This window comes from Lentzea sp. NPDC042327, assembly GCF_040647275.1.
GTDB lineage: Bacteria > Actinomycetota > Actinomycetes > Mycobacteriales > Pseudonocardiaceae > Lentzea.
In genome coordinates, this window is the sequence record NZ_JBEZBX010000002.1 from 177,171 (window position 1) to 192,507 (window position 15,337).

A 15,337-nucleotide genomic window follows, 5' to 3' on the forward strand; every position below is an offset into this window, starting at 1 on the left:
GAGCCCACCGTGACGACCACCCTGCAGCCTCCCGCGCGGCCGGCCGCTGCCGGGCGTGCGACGCCGCACAAGGCGCTGGCCAAAGCCGGCCTCTACGTCTTCCTCCTGGCCAACGCGGCGTTCGTCACCTACCTGTTCAACGCGGCCGGTGTCGGCTCGAACAAGCTGGTCAACCTCGGCCGGCTGACCGGGCTGTACGGCGCGCTCGCGATGGCGTTCCAGCTGCTGCTGATCGCACGGCTGCCGTGGCTCGACCGGCGGCTCGGCATGGACAAGCTCACCTCGTGGCACCGCTGGGTGGGCTTCACGATCTTCTGGATGCTCGTCGGGCACCTGACGTTCATCGCCTTCGGCAACGCGGGCCCGGACGGCCCGGTCGCGGAGGTCGTCCGGCAGGCCACCGAGCTCGAAGGCATCCTCCGCGCGCTGGTCGCGTGGGTGGTCATCATGGTCGTCGGCGTGGTGTCCGCCCGGTTCGCCCGGCGCCGGATGGCCTACGAGACCTGGCACTTCATCCACCTCTACACCTACGTCGCGATCTTCCTCGCGTTCACGCACCAGGTCGCGGTCGGCAGCACGTTCCGCAAGTCCGAGCTCGCCACCGCCTACTGGTGGGCGCTGTGGACGTTCGCGATCGGCGCCGTGGTCGCCGGCCGGCTCGTGCTCCCGCTCTGGCGCAACCGGCGCCACCGGTTCCGCGTCGCCGCCGTGGTGCCCGAGGCGCACAACGTCGTCTCCGTCTACGTCGAGGGCAGGGACCTCGACCGGCTCGGTGCGAAGGCGGGCCAGTTCTTCCTGTGGCGCTTCCTGACCAAGGACCGCTGGTGGCAGGCCAACCCGTTCTCGCTGTCCGCGGCACCGAACGGCAAGTACCTGCGCCTCACCGCGAAGGCGCTGGGCACCGGCAGCGCCGACCTCCGCAACGTCCGGGTCGGCACCCGCGTGTTCGCCGAGGGCCCGTACGGCGCCTTCACGACCATGCACCAGACCAGGCCGAACGCGCTGCTCGTCGCCGGTGGCGTCGGCGTCACGCCGATCCGCGCGCTGCTGGAGGAGATCAGGGGCCACGTCGTGGTGCTGTACCGGGTGAGCGACCCGCGCGAGGCCGTGCTGCTGCGCGAGCTCGAAGGCCTCGCCCGCTCCAGGGGCGCGGTGCTGCGGCTGGTCACCGGTTCCTCCGGGACCACCACCGCCAACGGGCCGCTGCTCGGCCCGGAGAACATCGCCGCGCTGGTCCCCGACGTGGCCGACCGCGACGTGTTCATCTGCGGCCCGAACGGCATGACCGACGCCGTCGTCCGCAGCCTCGACGAGCTGGGAGTGCCGTCGGGTCAGGTCCACGCCGAGCGCTTCGCGCTGGCCGACTGAGAGGGTTGGACGTGAAGAGGGCGATCCCCGCACTGGTGCTCAGCGTCGCCGGACTCGTGCCGGTGTGGCTGTACCAACCCGGCGCGGCGCACGAGGGTGAGATCAACGAGGCCGCCGCCGCACCGGAGACCCCGGCGCAGGGCCAGGCCCCGCCGACGACGACCGCACCCCGGTCGACCGCGCCGCAGACCGGGGCGCCCAGGACCTCCGCCGCCGCCGCGCCGACGACCCAGCCGCAGCAGCAGGACCAGGTCAAGACCGTCTCCGGGCCCGCGGTGCAGACCGACGAGGGCACCGTGCAGGTCCAGGTCACGTTCCAGGGCACGAGGATCACCGACGTGAAGGCGGTGCGGGCACCCAACTCCAACCCGACCAGGACGGCGCTGCCGATCCTGCGCCAGGAGGCGTTGAAGGCCCAGAGCGCCGACATCGACACGGTCTCCGGTGCCACCGCGACCTCCGAGGGCTACAAGCGGTCGCTGCAGGCCGCGCTCGACTCGGCGAGGTAGGGGTGCGAACCCTGCGACGCGTCGAGCAGATCATGGGCCTGCCGATCTCGGTGGACCTGCGCGACGGTGACGACGAGCTGGCCGAGCTGGTGTTCGCCTCACTGCGGGATGCGGACGCGCGGTTCTCGCCGTTCAAGCCGGACAGCGAGGTCTCGCGGCTCGACCGGGGCGAGCTCACCGCGCGGGAGCTCACCCCCGACCTCGTCGAGGTGCTCGACCTGTGCGACTGGTATGAGACCTCGACCGGCGGCGCGTTCACGGCGCGGGTGCCGGGCCGCGGCCTCGACCCGTGCGCGGTCGTGAAGGGCTGGGCCGTGCAGCGCGCCGCCGACCTGCTGCGGGCCGCCGGGGCCGGGCGGTTCTGCATCAACGCGGGCGGCGACGTCGTGGTCGCCGGCGAGCCGGAACCCGGAAAGCCTTGGCGCGTCGGCGTTCGGCACCCCGACCAGGCCGACGCGCTGTGCGCTGTGCTCGGCGTGCGCGACGGAGCCGTTGCCACGTCGGCGTTGTACGAGCGCGGGCAGCACATCCTCGACGGCCGCACCGGCGAGCCGGTGCGCGGGTTGCTTTCGGTCACAGTCGTCGCGGCCGACCTGGCGATCGCGGACACCACCGCCACCGCGGCGTTCTCCCTTGGGAGAGAAGGGATCGAGTGGGCTGCCGCGCAGCCGGACTGCGAGGTGCTCGTCGTCGACGAAGATCGGCGGGTGCACCGGAGTCCTGGACTTCCGGTACACATCTGTTAACATCCCGGCACAACGGGGCTTTGATCTCCGGGGCACATTTCGTTGATCAAGAGCTGACGCGGGGCTCGCGCTCGGGGTGAGACCAGGCCAGCTGTCGACCAACACTCGTGCGAAACGGTCTTGGGTACGCGCTATTCGGGAGCGCGCACCCAAGACCTTTTCTGTGTTCGTCGGCGCTCGCTCGCTCGCGCGGCGAGTTCGTCGAGAAGCCGGTCGTCCGCCCGACTCGCTCGCACCGAAATGGGCTTCGCCGATTCCGGCACGAGCGGGTGACCGGACGACCGGCACGAACTCGCACAACGTTTCCGGTCAGACGTAGCGGTGTTCGTCGAACTCGGCGTTCACCGCGGACCGGCCGAGGTCGCGGCCCATCGCGTCCAGCACGTCCACCAGCTCCAGCCCGACCAGCCAGTCCCGCGGCAGCGCGTCGGTGCCGTGCAGCGCGCCGAGGACGTTCCCGGTCAGCGCCGCCGTCGCGTCACTGCCGCCGGAGTGGTTGGCCGCGGCCCGCATCGCGTCGACGAACTGCACCGGCTTCGGGTGCGTCAGCACGGTGTAGACGGCGATGGCCAGCGCCTCGGGGCCGGTCCAGCCGCTGCCGAGCCGGTCGACCCGCACCGGGGTGGCGCCGTCGTGTTCCTCGGCCAGCACGACCGCGCGGGTCAGCACCGTCGCCGTGTACGTGTCGTCGCGCAGCACCCGGCCGATGACCTGGTCGATCGCCTCGCGCAACGGGCGGCCCTTCACCGCGAGCAGGTGCACCAGCAGCGCCAGCGCGCCACCGGAGACCCAGCCGCCGGTGCCGCCGTGGGTGAGCGCCGCGAACCGGCAGCCCAGGTCGTAGGCGATGGCCGCGGACGGCGCGAAACCGGCGGGCGCGGTGCGGGTGACGCCGTTGCAGCCGGAGGACTCGTTGTGCGGGTTCTCCGGAGTGGACGGTGTCTCGGCGGCCAGCGCGCGCAGGCACGTCAGACCGGGCGAGCGGCTCTCGTAGAGCCGTTCGTCCGCCAGCAGCCCCACCGCGTTGTGCTCGGGGGCAGGTTGCTGCTGGGTGACCAGCCAGCGCCGGTAGCTGTGCCAGACCATGTCCGACGGCTGCCACTCGCCGGTGTGCTTCCCGCGCACCCAGGCGCGCAGGTACCCGTCGGCGGTGAAGAGCGTCAGCTGGGTGTCGTCGGTGACCAGGGCGGGCTTCGGCGGCGCCAGTACGCCCTCGGTGCCGTGTTCGCGCTGGATGTCCGCCCAGCCCAGGTACTGCACCGGTGCGCCGAGCGCATCGCCGAGAGCGCCGCCGAGCAGGCACCCGGCGCCGCGGTCAACCACGGAGTTCGGATCTCGCGGCACGGGTGAACAGTAGCGTCCCGCCGACTCGGGCCGCACTTGTATCTGAGACCAGCGGCGGCCCACCTGTACAAGCAACGAGGTCAGGAGCACTTGAGGGAGGGGCATGCGGAGCAAAACCGGACTCGAGTTCGGCGTGCTCGGTCCACTCCAGGTGCTCGCGGACGGCCGGGTGGTCACGCTCGGCCGCCGCGGCATGCGCGGTCTGCTCGCGATGCTGGTGGTCGAGGCGAACCGACCTGTCTCGATCGACCAGATCGTGGACGCGCTGTGGACGGACGCGCCGCCGGCCACGGCCCGCACGATCGTGCACGGCTACGTGTCACGGCTGCGCAGGGTGCTGGAGGAGGCCGACCCGTCGGGCTCCGCGAAGATCCGCACCACGCCGACCGGGTACCAGCTGACCGTCGACCCGTGGCGCCTCGACCTGCACCGCGCCCGGCAGCTCGTGGCGTCGTCGCGCGGCAAGCCCGCCGCCATCAGGGCGGGCTTGCTGCGCGAGGCCCTCGGGTTGTGGCGCGGGCCGGTGCTGGCGGACGTGCCGGGCGACCCGCTGACCTCCGACCTGGAGGAGCTGCGGCTCTCGGCGCTGGAGGAGCGCATCGAGGCCGAGCTGGAGCTGGGCCGCCACCTGGAGCTCGTCGGCGAGCTGCGCGGGCTGTGCACGGAGTTCCCGTTCCGCGAACGGCTCGTCGCGCACAGCATGCGCGCCCTCTACCGGTCCGGGCAGCGGGCCGACGCGCTGGAGGCCTACCAGCGGTTCCAGCGCCGCGCGGTGGACGAGCTCGGCCTCGACCCCGGACCAGAGCTGCGGCTGCTGCAGGAGCAGGTGCTGCGCGACGACCCGGCGCTCAGCCTCCTCGGCGCGGTCGACAGCCGGCCGGTGGCGCCCCGCGCGGGCATCGTCGCACCGGCGCTGCTGCCCGCGTCCGCGTCGCGCCTGTTCGGCCGGGACGACGACCGCAGGTGGCTCGACAACGTCTGCGCGACCAGGAACCTGCTCGCGACGACGGTGGCCGTGCTGACCGGCCCGCCCGGCGTCGGCAAGAGCGCCCTCGCGATCACATGGGGGCACGAGAACAGCGAGATGTTCCCGCACGGCGTGCTGTTCGCCTCGCTCGGCGACGCCGAACCCGGCGAGGTGCTGACCCGGTTCCTGGTGGCGCTGGGCGTGCCCGCCGACGGCGTTCCCGTCGCCGTGGAGGACCGCATCGGGCTCTACCGCTCCCTGCTCAACCGCCGCCGCGTGCTCGTGGTCCTCGACGACGCGACCGGGTTCGACCAGGTCCTGCCGCTGCTGCCGCCGGGCTCCGGCTCGGTGGTGCTGGTGACCTCCCGCAGCCGGATGGAACGGCTCGTCGTCACCAACAGCGCGCGGGTGCGCAAGCTCGGGCCGTTGGCCGAGGAGGCCGCACGCGCACTGCTCGACGACGTGCTCGGCCGGCCGCTGTCGACGGAGGACCCGGTCGCCGCGCGCAAGCTCGCCGAGCTGTGCGGCGGTCTGCCGCTGGCGCTGCGGGTGGCCGCGGCCAAGCTGGTGATCAGTCCTGGGTGGACGGTCGAGGAGCTGGTGGGGGAGCTGGCCGACGACGGCCACCGGATGCGCGGCCTGGACCTGCCGGAAGCGGGCGTGGGGGTGTCGCGGGCGCTCGACCTGTCGACCCGCGACCTGCCCTCCGAGCTGAGCCAGGTGTTCACCTCCGTCGGCCTCGCGCCCGGCCGCTGGATGTCCTCGCACGCCGTCGCCGCGCTCACCCGCATCCGGGTCGAGTCGGCGCGGGACCGGCTGGAGCGGCTGGTCGAGGTCAACCTGCTGGTCGAACCGTGGCCGGACGGCTTCACGATGCACGAGCTGGTGCGCCTGTACGTGCGCGGCTCCGGCCGCGCGGACGTGGACTCGTTGCGGCGCCTGGTGAACTACTACCTCGTCGCCTGCGACCACGTCCGCCGCGCCATCCGGCCGGCCCGCGACGGCCTGGACTTCGCGCTGGGGGACAACGGGTCCACGTCGCTGCCCGGCTACGACGACCCGGTCGCGTGGTTCGACCGGGAGTGGCCGAACATCGTCGCGGTCGTGCACGCCGCCGCCGAGTCCGGCCTGCACGACCAGGTCTGGCAGCTGGTCCGGATGCTGCACCCCTACGCGACCGTGCGCGCGTTGACCGGCGAGTGGCTCGCGCTGGTCGGTTTCGGCACGGCCGCCGCCGAGGTCACCGGCAGCCGGCTCGGCCAGGTCCTCATGCTCGACACCACCTACGTCACGAACGCCCGGCTGGGCCGCCCGGTGCTGCTGCCCGACGCCCGCCGCGCCCACCGCCTGGCCACCGAGCTGGGTGAACGCCAGTACCTCGTGCTGACGCTCGCGCAGCTCGCGGACGTGCTGTTCCGGCTCAAGCAGCACGACGAGGCACTGCTGCACTTCTGGGAGTCCGTGCAGCTCGCGCAGCAGTCCGGTGACCTGGTCGGCGAGGGCCACGGCCTCAACAACGTCGCCCAGGTCGAACAGGCCCGCGGCCGCGTCGACGTCGCCCTGCGGCACCAGGCGCACGCCGTGGACGTCTACCGCCGCTCCGGCGACCAGCCCGCACTCGTCGACGGCCTCGCGAACCTCGCGGAGCTGCACCTGCAGGCGGGCCACCTCGACGACGCGGAGGCACTGGCCCGGCAGGCCGTTGACCTCGCCGCCGCCGCGGCGATGACCTACACCGAGGGCTTCGCCAGGCAGGTGCTGTCCGGGGTGCTGCTCCAGCGCTCGGAATGGGGTGCGGCCTCAGCGGAGCTGACCGCGGCGCTGCGGCTGTTCGCGCAGGTCAACTCGGCCCGCGTGGTGGAGGTGCGGGCCGCCCTGGACGCGTTGTCGTCCGAGGTTTAGCGGGCGTTTAGTCGACTGGTCCCAAAAAATGGGATGTTGGACGTGCAGGCCGCCGAGTGGGGGAATCACCGAGGGGGCGGCGCCTGCACCGAAGAGGGCCGACCGGCATTCGGGGGAGAGTGCCGGTCGGCCCTCGACGTCACTGCAGGTTCTCCTCGGAGCAGCGGACCAGCGGCAGCAGCTCCGGCCGCTTCGGCGCCAGACCGTCCCCCATGGACTCCCCGCGCAGCTGCCGCCCGATCCACGGCACGACGTGCTCCCGCGCCCACTTCAGGTCGGCCTTGCGCTGGGTCACCCAGTCCGCCTGCTCCAGCACCGGCCACGGCACGTTCCACGCGTGGTCGTCCGCGAGCCCCAGCACCTCGTACGCCTTGAGCGCCACCCGCTGGTGCCCCTCCGGTGACAGGTGCAGCCGGTCCGCGCTCCACGCGCGACGGTCGTGCAGCACGTGCATCGCCCACAGGTCCACCATCCGGCAGTGGTACCGCTCGGCGATCGACCACAGGTGCGTGTTGTAGATCGCGATCTTGCCCCGGATGCTGCGCAGCAGCGGGGTCGACCGCGTGTCGAACCCGGTGAAGATGACGACGTCGCTCCCGGCGGCCCGCAGGTCGGCGACGGCCACCTCGTACACCTCGGCCAGCGCGTCCGGGTCGCTGTTCGGCACGAGGATGTCGTTGCCGCCCCCGCAGAACGTCACCAGGTCCGGCTTGAGCGAGATCGCGAGCGGCACCTGCTCGTCCACGATCTCCTGCAGCATCTTGCCCCTGATCGCGAGGTTGGCGTACCGGAACTCCGGTGCCCGACGGGCGATCATCCCCGCCAACCGGTCCGCCCACCCGAGATAGGTGTCCCCTGGACCGGGATCGTCCATCCCCTCGGTGAAACTGTCCCCCAGGGACACCAGACTGTTCCAGCGCAGCACAACAACCCCCTTTCACCCGCGGCTCCCGTTCGCGGCGACTGGTCAGCATGCACAACCGGCCACCGGTTACGCCACCGTCGGTTGCGGCAGCCCGGGACTCGACGCAGTGGGTGAAGATCCTTTTACCACTCGATCGAGCGAAGCTTGAGGCGGTTCAGGGGGATTCGTCTCTTCCGGTCGCTAGCTTCTGCCGGGTGCGTTCGGTTTTGCCGCTTCCGTCCGTCTCCCTGGGTGTCGCACTCATCACAGCCGCGATCTTCGCCGCAGCGGTGCTGAACCCGGCCCAGGAGACCGCCACACCCCCGTCCGCCCCGGAGGCCGCCGCACCGACCGAGGGCGGCACCCGGCCGCCGATGGAGTTCACGCCCTCACCGGCCGCGACCACGCGGCCCGCTCCCGCACAGCCCACCACCGCCCGGCGTGCCCCCGCGCGGCCCGTGACGCCGCCACCGCACTCCAACCCCGTGGTGCGTCCCGTGGCCCCCACCGCGCGCAGGGCCGTGCCCACCGTGCTGCCGTCGGTGGTGCTGCCGCCGCTGACCTCCCCGCCCGTCGCGCCTTGGCGGCGGACACCGGCTCCGTCGCGGCGCTGACCGTTCCCGCGGCCGGAGCCGGGAACGACGACGGCCCCCGCGGCGACATCGGCGCGTGACGCCGCTGCGAGGGCCGTGGGCCTTCCCGAGGAGAAGCGCCGCCGCCGTTGTCAGCTCCCCCTCGGGAAGGGGTCTTGGGACCGTCTCAGGGGGCGCCGCCGCCGGTCCGCCCCCTGAGACGGGGTCTAGTGGCCGCCCACCGCGACCGCGGAGTCCACCGCGGGCAGGTGGTCGTCGTACGCCGACCGCAGCCGCAGCTCCGCACCCGGTGAGGCGCCGATGGTGTCCAGTCCGAGCAACGCCGCCCCGACGACCGGCGGCAGGTCCACGACCCGCACCTGCGCGAGCGGCGCCACCTCCAGCACCCGCGACCGCACCGGCCCGAGCACCGCCTCACCGGTGCCGGTCATCACGCCGCCGCCGAGCACGACGTCGACGGGTTCGCCGAGCAGGTCGAGCTTGCGCAGCGACACCGTCGAGAGCAGCACGATCTCCTCGACCAGGCGGTCCACCACGGCCTGCGCCACGGCGTCACCGCCGCCCGCCACCTCGAACAGGATCGGGCAGAGGACGTGCGGGTCGAACTCGACCTCCTGGAAGTGCAGCTTCTCGACCACGGCGGCGATCGACCGCTCGCCGTAGTGCGCGAGCAGCGCGGGCAGCAGCTCCGTGCCGGCACCGCGACCGTCCTCTGCGCGCACCGCCAGCCACAGCGCCTGCTCACCCAGGTGACCGCCACCGCCCCAGTCACCGGAGATCTGGCCCAGCGCGGGGAACCGGTGCGTGCGGCCGTCGGCCGCGACGCCCACCGCGTTGATGCCGGCACCGCACACGACCGCGACACCGACACCGGAGGCCGTGCCGGAACGCAGCAGCGCGAACGTGTCGTTGCCGACGACGACGGACTGCGACCAGCCCCGCTCGGTGATCGCGCGGGTCAGGTCCTCCTCCTCGCGCGGCAGGTCCGCGCCCGCCAGGTAGGCGGCTGTGTGCGTGGCGATCGGTTCGTCGGGGTCGAGGCCCGCCAGGGCCGCGGCCTCGCGTGCCAGACCTTCGAACACGTCGAGTCCGCGTTTCATGCCGACGGTCTGCGGCGGCGCACCCGGCCCGCGCACCTGCGCGAGCACCCTGCCGTCCGCGTCGACCAGCAGCACAGCGGTCTTGCTGTTGCCGCCGTCGATCGCGAGCACCCGGTCCGTCATCGTCGTCAGGCTCCCTTCACCCACGGGAGCAGATCGCGGTTCTGCGCGATCAGCTCGTCGGCCAGCCGGTCCGCGATGGCGTGCTGGCCGATCAGCGGGTGGGCGAGCAGTGCGTTCGCCACGCGGTCGCGGCCACCGCGGACCGCGGCCTCCAGCGCCAGGTGCTCGTAGGCGGTCACGTGCGAGATCAGGCCGGAGATCGAAGGCTCCACCGGCCGCACCGGCAACGGCGTGCCACCACTGCCGTCCACAGTGGACGACACCTCGATCACGGCGTCGTCGGGCAGGAACGGCAGCGTGCCGCGGTTCTGCACGTTCACCACGTGCCTCTCGGCACCCGCGCCACCGGTCAGGGCGTGCACGAGCTGCACGGCGGCCTCCGAGTAGTACGCGCCACCGCGCTGCGACAGCTGCTCCGGCTTCGTCACCACCGACGGGTCGCCGTAGACGTCGAGCAGCTCCTTCTCCACCGCGGCAACGACCTCCGCACGCGGCGGCGAGTCGAGCTGCTTCTTCACCACCGCGTCGTGGTTGTAGAAGTAGTTCAGGTAGTACGACGGCACCATGTTCAGCCGCCGCATCAGCGCACCGTCGATGCCGATGTGCTCGGCCAGCCCGTCGACGTGGTCGGCGAGCAGCTCCGGCAGCCGGTCCACACCGTCGACGAAGACGCCGCGTTCCCACGTGAGGTGGTTCAGGCCGACGTGCTCCAGCTCCACGGTGGCCGGGTCCACGCCGAGCAGCGCGGACGTCCAGCGCTGGAACGTGATCGCCACGTTGCACAGGCCGATCGCCTTGTGACCCTCCTGCAGCAGCGCGCGCGTCACGATCCCGACCGGGTTCGTGAAGTTCACGATCCACGTGTCGGGCCCGGCGATGCGCCGCACCCTGTCCGCGATGTCCAGGACCACCGGCACGGTCCGCAGGGCCTTCGCGAGGCCTCCCGCGCCGGTGGTCTCCTGGCCGACGCACCCGCAGGTCAGCGGGAACGTCTCGTCCGAGGCCCGCGCCGTCTGCCCGCCCACCCGCAGTTGCAGGAGGACAGCCGACGCGCCCTCGACGCCTTCTTCGAGCGACGAGGTGGTGCGCACCTTCGCCGGGTGTCCCGCGTGCTCCAGCAGCCGCTGGCTGAACGGGCCGACGAGGCCGAGGCGGTGCTGGTCCGGGTCGACGAGGACGATCTCGTCCACCGCCAGGCTGGTGCGACGGCCGGCGATGCCGTCGATCAGCTCCGGTGTGTAGGTGGACCCGCCACCGACGACGGTGAGTTTCATCCCTTGACCCCCGTGAACGTGATTCCCTTGACGAAAGACTTCTGGGCGAAGACGAAGAGGACGACGGCCGGGACCATCGTCAGGAACGTCACCGCCATCGACGAGTTCCACTGCACGATGTGCATGCCCTTGAACGTGGCCAGCGCCAGCGACAACGTCCACTGGTCCTTCACCTCGCCCGTGTAGAGCAACGGGCCGAAGTAGTCGTTCCAGGTGAAGAGGAAGCAGAACAGCGCGGTGGCCGCGATGCCCGGCTTCGCCATCGGCACGATGATCCGCACCAGCGCCTGGAACTCCGAGCAGCCGTCCACCCGTGCCGCGTCCACGTAGGACTGCGGGATCGTGAGCATGAACTGGCGCAGCAGGAAGATGCTGAACGCGTCGAACAGGAAGTACGGCACGATCAACGGCCACAGCGTGCCCGTCAGGCCCAGCGACGACCACGTGTCGTACAGCGGCACGGCCACGACCTGCGGTGGCAGCATCATCGCGCCGATGACCAGGATGAACGCGACGTTCCGGCCGCGCCACTGCAGCTTCGCCAGCGCGTAGGCGGCGGGGATCGACGAGATCAGCATGCCCGCGGTCGCGAGCAGGGAGTACGTGAGGCTGTTGACCAGGTACTCCAGCAGCGGTGCCTTGTCGAAGACCTCGACGAAGTTCTCCCAGTGCCACTCGCGCGGCCACAGGTTCGAGGTGAACGCCTGGTCGTCCGACATCACGGCGGTGAGGAAGACGAACACGACGGGCGTGGCGAACATCAGGCCGAGCGCGAGACCGATCGCGTGGGTCGCGACCCAGTTGAGGAAGCCCCCGACGTCGCGCTTGCGGCGCGGCTGCTCCGGTTCCGCGGTGACGTCGACCGGCGGTGTGGCCAGTGTGGCGGTCATGCTCCCGGACCCCCTTCCTCAGCCGTGGAGTTCTTGCGCATCCGCTGGACCAGCACGATGGTCACGGCGAACGAGATGATGAACAGGACCGTGGCCATCGCGGCCGCGTAGCCCATGTCGAAGTAGCGGAAGCCCTGCGTGTACAGGTAGACCGGGAACGTCAGCGTGGAGTTGTCCGGGAACCCGAGGTACTTGGTCGACCCCGTCGCGTCCGCAGCGCCCGAGCCGGCCGACCCCGCGACGACCGCCTGCGTGAAGAGCTGCAGCGCGAGGATCACCGAGTTCACGATGCCGAAGAGCAGCACGGGGGAGATCGTCGGCAGCGTGACGTGCCACCAGCGCCGGACCGGGCCCGCGCCGTCGAGCTCGGCGGCCTCGTACTGCTCCTGCGGCACGTCGAGGATCGCGGCCAGGATGATGATCATCAGGTCGCCGGAGATCCACAGCATGATCGCGGTGATGCCGGGCTTGGCCCACGCCGGGTCCGAGAACCACAGCGGCGAGTCCAGGCCGAACCAGCCGAGGACGCTGTCCACCGGGCCGCCGTTGGGGCGCAGCACCATGAAGAACACGAGTGTCGCGGCCACCGGCGGCGCCAGCGAGGGCAGGTAGCAGAGCGTGCGGATCAACCCGACGCCCGACTTCAAGCGAGCGATGACCGACGCCACGCCCAGCGCGAACACGGTCCGCGCGACCGTGAGCACCACGACGAACCACAGCGTGTTCGTGATCGCCTTGACCAGCAAGGGGTCCTTGAACATGAACGCGTAGTTGTCGAGGCCGTTGAACTCCGGCGGGTTGATCAGGTCGTACTTCGTGAACGAGAACACGACCGTGGCGATCAGCGGGTAGCCGAAGAACAGGACGAAGCCGATGAGGGCCGGGGCCATGAACCCGAGCACGGCCAGACGGTGGCGGGCACGGGCCCGCCCCTTGCCGGGGGCGGGCCGGGCGCCGAGCGTGGCGGTCATCTCGTGGACCCCTACTTGCCGCTCTTGGCGATCTGGTCGTCGATGTTCTTGTCGACCTCCTTGAGGCCCGCCGCCAGGTCCGCGACCTTGCCGGACTGGTAGGAGACCGAGAAGTCGGTGACGGCCTTGATGTGCGCGTCACCGATGGGGGTGACGGGGTTGCCCTTGAGCTTGTCGCTCCTGGCGAGCTCGATGAACGTCTTGAACTGCTCGTCCACCTGGAGCTTCGGGCTCTCCATGGCGGCCTTGGTGCTCGGCACGTTCTTGATGGCGTTGGACAGGTCGACGATCGTGTCGGTGTCGAACGTCAGGTGCTTGATCAGCTCCCACGCGGCGCCGGGGTTCTTGGCGCCCTTGGGGATGCCCATGATCGTGCCGGTGGTGAACGCCGTGCCGTAGTCGGCGGGCTTCCACGTCGGGAACGGGGCGGTGCCGAACTTGATCTGCGGTGCCTGCGCCTTGAGGAACGCGGTGCGGTACTCACCGTCGATCATGATCGCGATCTTGCCCTGGTGGAACGCGTGGTCGGCCGAGTACTCCTGGCCCAGGCCCGCGCGGAAGCGCTCGAGCGCGTCGTAGCCGTAGAAGTCGACGAGCTTCTTCTGGAACGTCATCATCTCGGTGAAGCCGGGCGAGGTCGAGAGCGCGGACTTGCCGTCCTTCTCCCACTCCGCGCCGAACGACGGCGCGAGGATGGTCGGGCGGTTGGCGTAGAAGCCCATGGTGGGCAGGTAGCCCGCGACCTCGATGTCGCCGTTGGGCGCCTTCTTGGTCGCCTTGACGGCCGCGTCGTAGAGCTCGTCGAGCGTCTTCGGCGGGTTCGTGACGCCGGCGTTCGCCAGCAGGTCCTTGTTGAAGTACATGGCGTACACGTCGGTGAGCATGGGCATCGCGCAGCGGTTGCCCTTGTACTCGGTGTACTCCTGGACCGCGGGGGAGAGCTGGTTCAGGTCGACCTTGTCGCGGTCGATGTAGGCCTTCAGCGGCTGGAACGCGCCGGAGGAGCAGAACTGGCCGATGTTGTCGGTGGTGAACGACAGCGCGACGTCCGGCGTGTTGCCCGACCGGATGCCCGCGGTGATCTTGTCGTCGTCCTGCGAGCCCTCGTGCTTGATCTCGATGTTCGGGAACTTCTTGTTGAACGTCTTGAGGGCCTTCGTGACTTCTTCGAGCTCGCGGTCGGAGTAGTTGCTCCAGACCGTGAGCGTCAGCTTGTCGTCCTTGCCGGGAGCAGCTGCGGCGTCGGAACCGGCGCCGCCACCCTTGCCCGCCGCACATGCGGTGAGGGTCAGCGCTGCGGCGACACAGAGCAAGGCAGCACGGGTGTGCTTGCGCATGTGCACTCCTTCTCGATCAACGTGGGGACCCGGCGACCACGGGGCCGCGGAATGGTGCGGTGGTGGCTGCCGGCAGGCCGAACACCTGCTCGCGCGCGACGGCCAGCGCCGAGTGCAGTGCGCCGGAGCGCACCGGCTTCCCGGTCACCAGCGCCAGCTGCACAGGGGTCCTGGGCACCACCAGTTGCCGCAGCTCCGCGGCAACGAGGTCGTTCAACGTGGTTCCGCCTGCCTGGGCGATGTCGCCGGACAGCAGGACGAGCTCGGGGTCGAGCACCGCGACGACACCGGCCACACCCGTGGCGATGCGCCTGGCGAGGTCGGCCAGGAACTCACGGCCCGCGGGACCGGCGGCCAGCGCCTTGCGCACGGCACCGTGACCGTTGCGCGCGGCGAGCCCGTGGGCCTTGGCGAGCTTGCAGATCGAAGCACTGCTGAGCAGTTCGCCGTACGTGCCGCCGGAGCGGTCGGTGTCGGTGTCGGCGGTCGCGCGGTCGGGGATCATCAACCCGTCGATCTCGCCGGCGCCACCGGAGGCGCCGCGCAGCAGCACCCCGTTGATCACGACGGCGGCACCGACGAGGTCGGCCGGCCAGATGACGACGAAGTCGCGCACCTCCGTGGCCCGCCCGGCGACCATCTCCTCCAGTGCGACGAGGTTGACGTCGTTCTCGACGCTCACCGACGTCCCGAGCCGCTCGCGCAGCCGGCCGGGCACGTCGAAGCCGTTCCAGCCGGGCAGGTGCGGTGCGTGGGCGAGCTCGCCGGTCGCGGGGTTCACCGCACCCGGACAGCCCACCACGACGTGCAGCAGCTCCTCGGGACCCAGACCGGCCTGCGCGCACGCGGTGCCGACCGCGTGCGCGAACGCCTCCACGACGCCGTGCTTGGCGGGCATCGGCGCTTTGTGCTCGGTGAGCACGGCACCGGAGATGTCCGCGATGGCGACGTCGACCGACTCGGGGGTGAGGTCGACGGCGGCGATGTGCGCGAGGGTCCCGTTGACCGACCACAGTTGGGCCCGCGGCCCCCGCCCGCCCCCGCGCAGTCCGTTGCGGACGACGGTGTCGGCGGTTTCGAGCCGGGTGAGCAGCTGTGCGGTCGCCGGCTTGGAGAGACCGATGAGGCCCTCCAACTCCGACCGGGTCAGCGACCCGTTGCGCAGCAGAGCCTCGATGGCTGCGCGGTCGTTGATCTCCCGCAGCAGTCGTGGGCTTCCGGCACGCATTGGGGCAGCTCCTGTCTGTTAACTTTCCAGACGATTTCGTGGAGACGGTAGTGACCTGGTTCACCGCGGTCAATCCCCGAT

Annotated in this window: 13 protein-coding genes; 5 read left to right on the forward strand and 8 right to left on the reverse strand. The window is 71.1% G+C overall.

What is annotated here, in order from left to right; genetic code table 11:
- Positions 1-21: 21 nt before the first annotated feature.
- Genes AB0A63_RS04630 through AB0A63_RS04640 form a run of 3 tightly spaced genes read left to right on the forward strand, consistent with a single transcriptional unit; the run spans position 22 to position 2,623 of the window.
- On the forward strand, positions 22-1,368 hold the full coding sequence (locus AB0A63_RS04630; protein WP_360386616.1) for a ferredoxin reductase family protein: 1,347 nt from the start codon (positions 22-24) through the stop codon (positions 1,366-1,368).
- A gap of 11 nt (positions 1,369-1,379) precedes the next feature.
- On the forward strand, positions 1,380-1,877 hold the full coding sequence (locus tag AB0A63_RS04635) for an FMN-binding protein (RefSeq protein WP_360385323.1): 498 nt from the start codon (positions 1,380-1,382) through the stop codon (positions 1,875-1,877).
- A 2-nt stretch (positions 1,878-1,879) separates the two neighbouring features.
- Positions 1,880-2,623 (forward strand): FAD:protein FMN transferase, encoded by a 744-nt coding sequence (locus AB0A63_RS04640; RefSeq protein ID WP_360385325.1) that lies wholly within the window; start codon positions 1,880-1,882, stop codon positions 2,621-2,623.
- Positions 2,624-2,932: 309 nt separating this feature from the next.
- Here AB0A63_RS04640 and AB0A63_RS04645 read toward each other — a convergent pair whose 3' ends face one another.
- On the reverse strand, positions 2,933-3,967 hold the full coding sequence (locus tag AB0A63_RS04645) for an ADP-ribosylglycohydrolase family protein (RefSeq protein WP_360385327.1): 1,035 nt from the start codon (positions 3,965-3,967) through the stop codon (positions 2,933-2,935).
- A gap of 103 nt (positions 3,968-4,070) precedes the next feature.
- Between AB0A63_RS04645 and AB0A63_RS04650 the strand changes: the two genes are divergently transcribed.
- Entirely contained in the window at positions 4,071-6,836 is a 2,766-nt protein-coding gene (locus AB0A63_RS04650; protein ID WP_360385329.1) for a BTAD domain-containing putative transcriptional regulator, read from the forward strand.
- Between the two features lie 139 nt (positions 6,837-6,975).
- Here AB0A63_RS04650 and AB0A63_RS04655 read toward each other — a convergent pair whose 3' ends face one another.
- Complete coding sequence (locus AB0A63_RS04655) at positions 6,976-7,710, reverse strand: SGNH/GDSL hydrolase family protein (protein ID WP_360386619.1); 735 nt, start codon at positions 7,708-7,710, stop codon at positions 6,976-6,978.
- A 245-nt stretch (positions 7,711-7,955) separates the two neighbouring features.
- On the opposite strand from AB0A63_RS04655, the gene AB0A63_RS04660 reads away from it, so the two are divergent.
- Positions 7,956-8,354, forward strand: a complete 399-nt coding sequence (locus tag AB0A63_RS04660) for a hypothetical protein (RefSeq protein WP_360385331.1) — start codon at positions 7,956-7,958, stop codon at positions 8,352-8,354.
- Positions 8,355-8,539: 185 nt separating this feature from the next.
- On the opposite strand, the gene AB0A63_RS04665 is transcribed toward AB0A63_RS04660, so the two are convergent.
- From AB0A63_RS04665 to AB0A63_RS04690, 6 genes are read right to left on the reverse strand one after another with little or no spacing between them, the layout of a single operon-like run.
- A complete protein-coding gene (locus tag AB0A63_RS04665) occupies positions 8,540-9,556 on the reverse strand; it encodes a BadF/BadG/BcrA/BcrD ATPase family protein (RefSeq protein WP_360385333.1) in 1,017 nt (338 codons plus the stop codon).
- A gap of 5 nt (positions 9,557-9,561) precedes the next feature.
- Entirely contained in the window at positions 9,562-10,830 is a 1,269-nt protein-coding gene (locus AB0A63_RS04670; RefSeq protein WP_360385335.1) for a 6-phospho-beta-glucosidase, read from the reverse strand.
- Positions 10,827-11,720 (reverse strand): carbohydrate ABC transporter permease, encoded by an 894-nt coding sequence (locus AB0A63_RS04675; protein ID WP_360385336.1) that lies wholly within the window; start codon positions 11,718-11,720, stop codon positions 10,827-10,829. Before AB0A63_RS04675 ends, AB0A63_RS04670 begins: the two co-directional genes overlap by 4 nt.
- Complete coding sequence (locus tag AB0A63_RS04680) at positions 11,717-12,691, reverse strand: sugar ABC transporter permease (RefSeq protein ID WP_360385338.1); 975 nt, start codon at positions 12,689-12,691, stop codon at positions 11,717-11,719. The genes AB0A63_RS04675 and AB0A63_RS04680 overlap by 4 nt, the downstream gene beginning before the upstream one ends.
- Before the next feature lie 11 nt (positions 12,692-12,702).
- Positions 12,703-14,028 (reverse strand): ABC transporter substrate-binding protein, encoded by a 1,326-nt coding sequence (locus AB0A63_RS04685; RefSeq protein ID WP_360385340.1) that lies wholly within the window; start codon positions 14,026-14,028, stop codon positions 12,703-12,705.
- A 16-nt stretch (positions 14,029-14,044) separates the two neighbouring features.
- On the reverse strand, positions 14,045-15,256 hold the full coding sequence (locus tag AB0A63_RS04690) for an ROK family protein (RefSeq protein WP_360385342.1): 1,212 nt from the start codon (positions 15,254-15,256) through the stop codon (positions 14,045-14,047).
- Positions 15,257-15,337: the final 81 nt, after the last annotated feature.